General features: G+C 60.3%; 9 protein-coding genes. 5 read left to right on the top strand and 4 right to left on the bottom strand.

What is annotated here, in order from left to right; genetic code table 11:
• Positions 1 to 23: 23 nt before the first annotated feature.
• Together JSE7799_RS21275 and JSE7799_RS20925 are read left to right on the top strand one after the other, a co-directional pair.
• The gene (locus JSE7799_RS21275; protein ID WP_245624811.1) at positions 24 to 1,169 is read left to right on the top strand and encodes an IS3 family transposase; all 1,146 of its coding nucleotides are present in this window, start codon (positions 24 to 26) and stop codon (positions 1,167 to 1,169) included.
• Between the two features lie 94 nt (positions 1,170 to 1,263).
• The gene (locus JSE7799_RS20925; RefSeq protein ID WP_186201847.1) at positions 1,264 to 1,419 is read left to right on the top strand and encodes a hypothetical protein; all 156 of its coding nucleotides are present in this window, start codon (positions 1,264 to 1,266) and stop codon (positions 1,417 to 1,419) included.
• Between the two features lie 38 nt (positions 1,420 to 1,457).
• On the opposite strand, the gene JSE7799_RS05725 is transcribed toward JSE7799_RS20925, so the two are convergent.
• The 4 genes from JSE7799_RS05725 to JSE7799_RS05710 form a co-directional block, all read right to left on the bottom strand.
• A complete protein-coding gene (locus tag JSE7799_RS05725; RefSeq protein WP_222101713.1) occupies positions 1,458 to 3,872 on the bottom strand; it encodes a DEAD/DEAH box helicase family protein in 2,415 nt (804 codons plus the stop codon).
• Entirely contained in the window at positions 3,763 to 5,646 is a 1,884-nt protein-coding gene (locus tag JSE7799_RS22555) for an Eco57I restriction-modification methylase domain-containing protein (protein WP_222101712.1), read from the bottom strand. Before JSE7799_RS22555 ends, JSE7799_RS05725 begins: the two co-directional genes overlap by 110 nt.
• Positions 5,643 to 6,296 carry a DNA methyltransferase gene (locus JSE7799_RS05715; RefSeq protein WP_055662769.1) on the bottom strand — a complete coding sequence of 218 codons (654 nt, stop codon included), beginning with the start codon at positions 6,294 to 6,296 and terminating at the stop codon, positions 5,643 to 5,645. The genes JSE7799_RS22555 and JSE7799_RS05715 overlap by 4 nt, the downstream gene beginning before the upstream one ends.
• A 221-nt stretch (positions 6,297 to 6,517) precedes the next feature.
• Positions 6,518 to 7,672: a tyrosine-type recombinase/integrase gene (locus JSE7799_RS05710; RefSeq protein ID WP_055662768.1), complete on the bottom strand. Its 1,155-nt coding sequence runs from the start codon at positions 7,670 to 7,672 to the stop codon at positions 6,518 to 6,520.
• Positions 7,673 to 7,683: 11 nt separating this feature from the next.
• On the opposite strand from JSE7799_RS05710, the gene JSE7799_RS05705 reads away from it, so the two are divergent.
• From JSE7799_RS05705 to JSE7799_RS22260, 3 genes are all read left to right on the top strand, one after another.
• The gene (locus JSE7799_RS05705; RefSeq protein ID WP_222101711.1) at positions 7,684 to 9,315 is read left to right on the top strand and encodes a DUF6880 family protein; all 1,632 of its coding nucleotides are present in this window, start codon (positions 7,684 to 7,686) and stop codon (positions 9,313 to 9,315) included.
• A gap of 71 nt (positions 9,316 to 9,386) precedes the next feature.
• A complete protein-coding gene (locus JSE7799_RS05700) occupies positions 9,387 to 10,034 on the top strand; it encodes an Rpb4 family DNA-directed RNA polymerase subunit (protein WP_055662766.1) in 648 nt (215 codons plus the stop codon).
• Positions 10,035 to 10,101: 67 nt separating this feature from the next.
• Positions 10,102 to 10,283: transposase (locus tag JSE7799_RS22260; RefSeq protein ID WP_144431577.1), on the top strand; the 182-nt coding region annotated here is incomplete at its 3' end.

Raw genomic sequence — 10,283 nt, 5'->3', positions numbered from 1 at the left:
GGCGGCGTGTTCTGGGCGTTTCCGTGGCCCTGTCCGAGGCCGAGGTCCCCTGGCGGGGCTTCTTGGAGAGCCTGGTCGCCCGCGGCCTGCGCGGCGTCGAGTTCATCGTTTCGGATGACCACTCAGGGCTGCGTGCTGCCCGGCGGGCTGTTCTTGGCGGCGCCACGTGGCAGCGCTGCCAGTTCCATCTCGCGCGCAACGCCATTCATCACGCTCCGAACGTCGAGAGCCGCAAGCGCATCGGAGCTGAGCTGCGCACCGTGTGGAATGCCAGCACGCTCGCCAAGGCAGAAACGGCCTTGGCAGAGATCGTCGCCAGCTATCGCACCTCTGCGCCGAAGCTGGCCGCATGGCTGGAGGAAAACGCGCCCGAGGGGCTCGCGGTCTTCACGCTGCCCGAGCACCATCGCCGCCGGCTGCGCACTTCAAACCCGATGGAGCGATCCGTCCAGCAGGAGCTCAAGCGGCGCACCGTAAAGGTCAGGGTCTTTCCCAGCGACGACGCTCTGCTGCGACTGGTCAGCGCCGTCCTCGTAGAGATCGACGAGAAATGGGCCTCCGAGACCAAGGCCTACATCAAATGGGAATGCCAGGATGCACCACCCGCTCTCAGCAGAATTTCCAGACCGCAGGTTGCTCTATCGCCCGCGCCGAACATGCTGTGGGTCAGCGACTTTACTTATGTCGCCACCTGGAAGGGTTTCGTCTATGTCGCCTTCGTCATCGACGCCTATGCCCGGCGCATCGTCGGGTGGCGCGTCAGCACGACGCCTCATGCTGGCTTCGTTCTCGATGCCCTCGAACAGGCCGTCCACGAACGCCGCCCGGTCAAGGGTATGGGGCTCGTTCACCACAGCGACCGCGGCAGCCAATATCTGTCGATCAAATACACCGAACGGCTGGCCGAGGCAGGCATCGAACCTTCGGTGGGCAGTGTTGGCGACAGCTATGACAACGCGCTGGCCGAGACGATCAACGGCCTGTTCAAGGCCGAGGTCATCCACCGCCGCGGACCATGGCGAAATTTCGAGGCCGTCGAATACGCCACGCTGGAATGGGTCGACTGGTTCAACAACCGCCGCCTGCTGGAGCCCATCGGGAACATCCCGCCAGCCGAAGCCGAGGCCAACTTCTACGCCGCTCTGGAAACCGAACCTATGGCCGCGTAACTAAACGAAATCAGCCTCCGGCAAACCCGGCGCGGTTCAGCTCGCGCNCCAGCNTGAGGCATTCCACGACACGCGGCTGGGGGAGCGGGTCCAGTTGAGCTCCGACCCCGACTCGCTGCGGCAAGCGGTTCAGGTCGCGGACGGATACTTCATAGAAGGCAACATCGACTCGAAGAATAAATTCGAGAGGCTGAAACTGGCGCTTTCCGAGCTTGGTCTAGAGGATGAGCTCTTTGTGAAGTTCGCCTGACCGACGGTTTGCATGCATGGGTCTGGGTCTCGAAAATTCTATTCTCGAGCTACCACGGTGTCATACAATCCGTAGTGGGTCAGTCCTTTGTGGCTTTCGATGCCCGTGTACCGCAATGAGGCGTCCTCGTAGCGTCGGAAAGCGAAGACCGCTTGGTTCATCTGCTCGGTGTTGAACACTTTGAGGCGCACGAGCAGGTGGAAATCCTTCACCGTCAGTCCTGTGACCGTTAGAAACAGGTCCGGCTCGAGCTTGGTGATCACGTCCTGCAAAGTGTTTTCGCGGAAATCGGTCAGGTACATGAATGCCGGAATCCGTGTGGCGAACTTGATCAGCTTCTCCTGCACAAGCTTCCGCTTGGACTTGTATTCCTTTTCCTCGGCGGTGAGTTCCTTCTTTTCCTTTTCAGTGAGGCCGCTATTCTTGGCCTTGTTCTTGAGTTCCTTGACCTTCTCGCTCTTGTTGATGATCGTCTCGATGATGTTGTCACCTAGCGAGCGCCAACCCTCAATGCGTTCCACCGCTGCCATCGCTTCGGGGTTGTCGAGGACACGACGGAGGGTTTCGTTGTCCACATTCACCAGCATCGCGCTTTCCCATTTGCGCGCGAGCAGCGTCGCCGAGGTTCCGGCCATCGCGATGTCGAGGATGCCACCCGCGTCGATCTGCGTCATGTTCGCGCCGTCGTAGGCCAGCACGGGCAGAAACGACACGAGGTCCTTAACGGCGTTCTCGGGGTTTGGCTCATTCGGGGCCAGGCCGATCCCGTACTCGGACAGCTGGCGAAGCGCCCTCGTCGGCGCGAAGTCGAACACGAAGCAGATCGGCTTTAGGATCTCCTCCTCATTGGGATTGTCGCCATTCGGGTTCTTGATGGACCACGGAGACTGAACGCGAAACGCCGCCTGAAAGTAGGTCTCGGGCGATTTCAGGTTGCGGAGCATCATGATCGACGACCACTGCGGCACGGTCACGCCGGTCGTCAGCTTGCCGCAGGATAGCGTGATCGTCTTTGTGTCGAAGCCGCTCCCGATTGCATTGCGTACTGGCGGCAGCGCATCCAAACCGATCCCCGCAGACGCACCGGCAGAGACAACGACGGCGTAGTCGTGCCAGAAGGTGTTGTGCTTCTCGGCCAGCAGGTTGGCCATTGCGTGGCACGCCGCAACGTTGGGCAGAAACCAGAACGAGTGCTGTAGGTACGGCAGCAAGCGCACATCCGAGTACGGGAATGGCGGACGCGTGCCTGTCTTGAGGCTCTCGACAGCCCGTGGCCCATACTGGCCCCGAATGATGTCGAGCCACTTCTGCACGTCGCTCTTGTGCTTGAACCGGGCGCCCGGCCCGATGCCGGTCGCGGAGAAGAACTCGTTGAGATCAAATTCGTCAAACTCCCCGGCGCTCGCAATTGCCAGGAGCTCATCGGGCATCTGGTACGTCAGGAGCCGCATCTGTGGCAGCGCGCCGTAGGGATTCCACTTGTCAGGATGCTTGGCGGCGAATTCCGCCTTCGCGCGTTGCTCGTCAGTGTAGGTCCAGTTGAAGATCTGTTCCTCGATGAACTCGCCGGTCGCGAGCGCCTTGAACGGCGTTCCGGACAGGTAGACGTAGGCCCGTGTCGTGATCGGCAGGAACTCGGTCTCGTCGTTGGACAGGACGTTAAGGTCCTCGTTCACGCTATCTAGACCGGGGTCATATTCCAGCTTGGCCTCCTTCTTGGCGACCGCCTCTTCCTCGCCCTCGAACAGTTCTTTCGCGGTCTCCCGCCAAGCCCCGAAATGGTACTCGTCGAACACGACGAGGTCCCAGTTCACCTGGTGCAGCCACTCGTTCTTCGCCTTGATGTTCCCTGCGGCGTCTCGGCCCAGCAAGTCCTGGAACGAGCCGAAGTAGACGACGGGCTTGGAGCGGTCGATCTGGGTCGGGTCGCCGCCGGAGTTTTTCGACAGATACTGCCAGCCGTCGAAATCGACGTGGCTCTCCAGATCAGTCTGCCACGCATCCTCGACCGCTGGCTTAAAGGTAACCACCAGAACCCGCTTGGCGCCGAGTTTCTTCGCCAGCTGGTAGGTCGTGAAGGTCTTGCCCAAGCGCATCTTGGCGTTCCAGAGGAACCGCGGCACCGCATGCATATCCTCCGCCCAGCGGGACATGAAATAGCCGTGCGTCACGTCCACCGCCTCGGCCTGCTCCCGGCGCATCGGGAACGTCAGGTGATGGTTGCCGCTGAATTTCTTGCCTGTCCGCAGCTCGTTCAGGACAGTCTGCACGTCGCTCAGCCTGCACTGCATCCACTCCAGTTCGCTTTTGGCGAAACCCTTCTTGGCGAGGGCCGCGCGCACCTCATGGTCGGTGAAGACAGTGTCGTCGTCCCGCTCGGCGGGCTCGTCCAGTTCGATGCGGTAGTTCTTGATGGCGGCTGTCTTCAGCTGCTCGGCCACGCGCCGCTTCACGTCGCGCGTCGTCTGCCCGATCTTGAGAAGGCCTGCGTGCGCGTCGTCCGCGATGGAATAGGCGTAGATGCGGGGGCGGGCTTCGGGCTTCGGCGCGAGGATTTCGTCGATGGTCGGCTAATGCATCGTTGCCGTCGTCTACCGACACATCGCCCAAGAGATCGCTTGCGATCTCCATCGGACGAACAATCTTTTCCACGAAGGCAATCTCGTCTTCGGAAAGTCCGTAGCGGTCATACAGCGCTTTGTCGGTCCACGTCCGGGTCCAATCTTGGACGGGCACAAAAGAATAGACGTGACGGGTCACATGCTGAGAGGACTTGTGTAGCAGGATGAGAAAGCGCGTCAGGCGGCATGAAAGGTAGGAAAGTGCGCTTTCAGATTGTTCCTTACTGTCAAACGGACCAATGCAAAGGTAGGTTTCGGAAGAGATCGATCCTGGTTTCCCTATAAATGGCGTGCTGATGATCCGGTGCGGATAGGTGTCTCTATTTCCGGTTCCGGGTGCCGCATAGCCCACGAAGAGCTTCCACGCGTCAATTAGACCAAGACCTGTCGTAATTGCGCGTCGCGGCGTGTAGCCGATGCCGCCGTTCTGGTGGACCATTAAGTCATCGGCAGATCGCTTCTTACCGTTGCCTTTGAACTTTGTTTCGAGCCCAAATGGCTTTCGCGAACTGACGAGCCGACCAAAGCGCAGTGCTTCAGGAAGCGATAAGACATTTTCTTGCCCGGTTTCGCGCGAAAGAACCTTGCGGAGGATGGACACACCTTCATTATAGCGAATGAAGATGTCAGCACCCTCTTCAAGAAGCGGCCTCGTCGCTTCCGAAACCAGCCAGTCCTTGAAATGCGTGGCGACTCGGCAGGGGCCGCGATTTTCCTTGTCCCATAGGAAATAACAGACTCCCCCTTTCAGACCTACGCCAGGGAACACGTCCGCAGCGCTGAGGTAATCGTCAATCGAGCGCAGGCGGTCATCCGTGAGCATCGCCTCGCGAAAGTCGTCGAGTCCTTTTCCTCCAGAAAACCAGCGGGATGGGATGACCATGGTCAGGTAGCGTGGTTCGAGGTTCTTCGCCTGCTCGACGAACTTCTGGTAAATCGGGGCGGCGCTGGTTCCGTGCCCACCGTCGTCCAGCTGATACGGTGGATTTCCGATGATCACGTCGAAGTGCATGTCGCCTCCAAATAGCTCGGCAATCCGAGTCTTGATGTCGTCAATATGAATGAATGCGTATGCGTGAGTCTCGAGCCCCTCGCCACGGTCGAGTGACGCCTGACTGGCCCCGCAGAATTTGCACTTGCCGTCCGCCCAAGCGTGTTCGGTGCGCTCGAACCAGATATTGCCCGCGTCACTGTTGAAGCGCCTAGTCACGGCATGCGCGCCGTTGGCATGCTTCGAGCAATAGACGCTGCGTCGTGCAAGCATGGCGGTCAGTTGGGTAATGCCGATGCCGAACACCTGCTGCGACAGGATGTGATCAACGCGCTCCTGAAGGTCCGGGATCTCTTCGGACAGCCCCGCTGTGAGGCGGACGGTGATTTCGCGAAGGAATACGCCAGACTTGGTGAAGGGGTCCAGGAACTTCACATTCCGGTCGGCCCAGATGTTCGCCCCATCGTGTCCTGCTGCCCAGGCCTCCGCGAGAGTATCAAGCATCCGGTTCGCAAATTCTGGCGGCGTGAAGACCTCGTCGTTCGACAGGTTCGCGATGCACGTCAGCACATCGGGATTGCGCCCGCGAAGGGCAAAGCCAGCCTGTATGCTCATGCAGCCTCCATCGGCGTGCCACCGGAGCCAGCGGCGAGGTCGCGGACCGTCATCGGCGGGTAGGTCCTGATCGGGGTGAAGAGCTCATGCTTGCCGAGATGCGCGAACAGCGATCCTTCCGCGCTGAACCTCGATGAGCCAGTGAGGACGTCTAGGCGGAAGTCTCGCCGCTGGAACTTGCCCCTGCCGATATAACCCCATTCGGCGAATGTGATCGGCTCGCCATCATGCCTTCGCATCGTAACCGCGTCACCATGGAGGAGATTGCACGACAGCACGAACGATGCGGCGCGATACAGGTCGTCCGATTTGTCGAGACCGAGATAGTCCGAAAATATCTCGATCAGGTTCGCCCGGCACTCGGCGATGTTGTCTTCGAGCAGTTCAATGCCGTAAATGCACATAAGGCCGAGAAGGGAGTAATGCGCCTTCTCAAATTGGGATTTTCCAAACTTGGTTTCGACGGCAGCAAGTTTTCTCTGCAGAACGCGAACCAGAAAATTGCCACTCCCGCAGGCCGGTTCCAGAAAACGCGAGTCAATTCTGTCCGTCTCGTCTTTGACGAGGTCGAGCATGGCGTCGACCAGCCATGGCGGCGTGAACACTTCGCCATGGTCGGCAACTCGTTTCTTTGATCTTATCAGGCTCATGGTGCAATAGTGTCAGGTTGCCCCGGATCGGTAAATATGAGATCGGCACTGGAGGCGCAGGTATGGGCGTGGCCATGCTCCGTCTGAGGGGCTCAGCGACCCTGCTGCTTCGCCCGCCTCCAACCTTTAGCTGCGGCGGAGGTTCATCGGTTGTCCTCAGCCAACGACAGCTCGTCAAGCACGCTCTGTCATTGCTGACGCGTCAGGCATCCTTCGCCAACTTAGCCTAGACTGCGGCGCAGGCCTTCAGCGACGGTATCCGCTGCCATCCGCACCGGCTCGGCGGCGAGGTGGGCGTAGCGGGCCGTGGTCTGGACCTGCGTGTGGCCGAGCAACTTGCCGATCATGGGCAGGCCCTGACCCGAGGCGACGGCCGTGGACGCGAAGGTGTGGCGCAGGTCGTGGATGCGGACGTCCTTGACGCCGGCTCGGGCGCGGACGCGCTGCCAGAAGGGCTGGAGATCACTCAGGCGCTTGCCCGGCCGGGTGCCGAAGATGACCCACGGGTTGCCTTCGATGCGCTGGGCGTCGCGGAGCAGATCGACAGCAGGCTGGCCCAGATGGACGACCTTGGCGCCGGACTTGGAATCCGGCAGGCGCAGGACGCGCTCGGCCAGATCGACATATGCCCATTGCAGCGTCATGATCTCGTTCAGCCGACAGCCGGTCAGTATGAGCAGGCGGGCAGCGAGGATGGCCGAGGGCAGTTCGATCCCCTCTGCCTCCATCTCGCGCAGCACCTCACCGATCCGGCGCAGTTCCGCCGCGCTGAGGAACCGCTCGCGCTTCTCCTCGGGGTACTTCCGGATGTGCTTTCGCGGATTGGTGCCGTCCGGACGCAGACCCCACATCTCGGCGAGGCTGAACATCTTCGAGATCACTTCGAGGCAGCGGTTCGCCTGATAGGGGATGTGGCGAAGGTCGTGGTGGAACTTCGCCACGTCCGCCCGGGTGATGCCGGTGACCGTGAGCTGCCCGAGCGCGGGCAGGATGAAGCGTTCGAGGTTCCGGCGATACTCCTTGGCCGTGCTCGCCTTCACGCGGATCGCGATGTGTTCCTTGTCGAACCGCTCCGCCAGCTCCTTCATCGTGATCGCCTTGCGCCCCGCGTCCCGCTCGGCGGCGGGGTCCTCGCCATTCCGCGCGGCGGCGACAATGGAGATGGCGCGGTTGCGGGCCTGCTCGCAGGTCAGGACCGTGCTGGGCCCGAGGCTGATCCGCCGGGATCGGCGTCCGGCGCGATACTGGACCACGTAGCCCTTGCGCCCGCTCGGCAGCAAGCGCAGCCCGAAGCCGGGGATGTCGCTGTCCCAGACGAAGTATTCGGTGGGGCGGGGCTCGAGGGCGTCGACGAGGCGTTTGGTGATCTTGGGCATGGCACTCTTCGGTGGTTCTTTCGCCGTTCCACAGTGCTGAAGCGCGGGCGACAGTCAACGAACACATTGATATCGCGCAGGAAAAGGAAAAAGTGCGCGGATCTGCGTGGGCGGTGCTGCTGGGCAGGGATCGTTCCAGCGAATCAAAACGCAGGTTACGACCCTTTGAGGACGCTGCTACAACCGTCAAAAAGATCCGGGATTACGATATTACGATGGCTTCCAAGACCACCCTGAACGCAAAGAACCTAGAAGCGCTGGGCACCGAGCGCCTGGCGCAACTGCTGATCGAGGTCAGCAACGGGAATGCGGCGGCCAAGCGCAAGCTGCGCCTGGAACTGGCGGGTGCACAGAGCCCAAAAGAGGCGGGGCGGGCGATTGCCAAGCGGCTGACCAGCATCGCGAATGCCAAGAGCGCCATCACCTGGAAGAAGAGAAAAGCCTTCATCGACGAACTCCAGATCCAGCGTCTTGGCATTGTCGAACAGGTTGGATCAAGTGACCCGGAACAAGCCTTGATCCTGATGTGGAGATTCATTGGCCTCGCGAACCCCATTATCGAGCGCTGTCAAAGCGGTGATGATGAAGTGATCGAGGTCTTTCATGAAGCCTGCGTTGACCTCGGGCCGCTTGTGGCGGCGGCAAAGCCGAGCGCTGATGTGCTGATCGACACGGCATTCGACGCATTGTGTGAGAACATGTACGGCCAGTTCGACAAGCTCATTTCCACGCTGACCCCGGCCCTCGGGGCCAATGGCCTGGACCGTCTGCGTCAAAAGTTGGAGGCGTTTCTAGAAACGTCGAATGCAACCGATCTCTCGACAGATGTGATCTTGCGACAGAACACCGCCGAATACATGCAAAGCATAGCGGAGCGTCGAAAACAGCGAATAGCCAAAAGCGCTCTGCTCCAGTTGGCCGATGCGCAGGGGGATGTCGATGCGTTCATTGCGCAGTTCGAGCCGTGGACGCGCACGCTGCCAGAAAGTGCAATTCTCATTGCGCGTCGATTGGTAGATGCCGACCGAGCCACCGAGGCGCTGGACATTCTCGATGCCGCGGATGTCGATGAAGACGACTGGGACCGCATGGACTGGCAGGACGCGCGGATCGATGTTCTGGAGGCCATGGGCCGCAAAGAAGAGGCACAGGCGTTTCGCTGGGCCTGTTTCGAACGCGATCTGTGGGCGGACTACCTGCGCGCCTATCTCCGTAAGCTGCCTGACTTCGATGATATAGAGGCGGAAGAAAAGGCAGTCGCGATTGCCATGGCTGATCCCGAGCTGCTGGCGGCGCTGCAGTTCTTCCTTGATTGGCAGTCGCCTGACCGTGCCGCAGAGTTGCTGATCAACCGCCACAGTGAGATCGATGGTAACCGTTTTGAATATCTGACCCCGGCCGCGGATGCGCTGGCCGAAAGCCACCCACTGGCAGCGACGCTGGTACTGCGCGCGATGATCGATTTTGCGGTGAGCAAGGGACGCTCCAAGCGCTATCGTCACGCGGCACGCCACCTGGCGACCTGCGCCGAGTTGGCACCCCGGATCGAGGATTTCGGTGCGTTCGAGACGCACGAGACCTATGTCGCCCGGCTGAAGAGCCAACATGGCAGGAAGTCGGGTTTCTGGGCCAATGTGGGGTGATGGGGTAAAGAGATGCGAATCTGCGACACGCGTCATTCATCCGCGGGCGACAACTTGGTGGAGAGAATAGCATGAGCAAAAAGCCAAAGAACAAGGGCACCGGCGCCTCATCGGTAAAGGCGTTGCTCGTGCAGTATTCTTGTCCAATCCCCTACCACCAGGTCAGGGCCCGGTTCATGGGCAACATTGCGACGCCGGATATCGCCGCTTCCCCAATGCAGGAGATCCAACGCATCTGGAACAACGATCTGCCGACGTTCGAAAGCAAAGCTGAAGCAGACGAGTTCTTTGGGGTTCTGATCCAAGGCTTGTGGAACGGGCTGAGTTCACACCAGAAGCGCACTGACCCGTTCAAGCTTGGCCGGATCGCAACGGCTCCCGCGAGTTTGGAGTACCTGAACAAGTTTTCCCGGGTGAGACGGGAGGAACTCGAAGGGTTTGTTGACGGGCTTTTCGGGGACAAAGAGGAGCTGGATTTGCCCGAGAGCGCCCACAAGGCAGTCAGTATTCTCGGCGAGATGCGCTCGATTTTTGCCGGTACAGAGCAACTCGCTGACGACCAGGCGAGCCTGGATACCATGACCGAAACCATCCGGCATTTCCAGCAGATGACCCGCATCGCGGAGACGGAAATCAACGTCATAATCCAATCTTGTAAGAAGGCGCGCGCGCAAGCTTTGGAGACATTGCCAACGGACCGACCCGTCACGCTGCACTGATTTAGGGTATGCCTCCGCCGAGGGCCGTCTGACCGACCCACCCGGCTGCCTTTAAGAGCATGAAGCTATGACAGACCATAGCTTCATGTCCCAAGTAGAGGTTCTTTCGGTCACGGATACCGGCCGGCGGCGTCGGTGGACTGACGCCGAGAAGGTGCGGATCGTTGAGGAGAGCTATGCGGCGCCTCGGATGGCAGCAGCGACGGCACGACGCTACGAGATCTCTCGTTCGCTTCTCACACGGTGGCG

Source organism: Jannaschia seosinensis (assembly GCF_001408515.1).
Lineage (GTDB): Bacteria > Pseudomonadota > Alphaproteobacteria > Rhodobacterales > Rhodobacteraceae > Jannaschia > Jannaschia seosinensis.
Note: the sequence above shows the minus strand (reverse complement) of the source record. Positions and strands in the feature narration are given on the sequence as shown.

Excerpts from the sequence above, each read along its gene's own strand:
- JSE7799_RS22555 (WP_222101712.1), bottom strand. The coding sequence starts at position 5,646 with ATGAGCATACAGGCTGGCTTTGCCCTTCGCGGGCGCAATCCCGATGTG.
- JSE7799_RS05715 (WP_055662769.1), bottom strand. The coding sequence starts at position 6,296 with ATGAGCCTGATAAGATCAAAGAAACGAGTTGCCGACCATGGCGAAGTG.
- JSE7799_RS05710 (WP_055662768.1), bottom strand. The coding sequence starts at position 7,672 with ATGCCCAAGATCACCAAACGCCTCGTCGACGCCCTCGAGCCCCGCCCC.
- JSE7799_RS05700 (WP_055662766.1), top strand. The coding sequence starts at position 9,387 with ATGAGCAAAAAGCCAAAGAACAAGGGCACCGGCGCCTCATCGGTAAAG.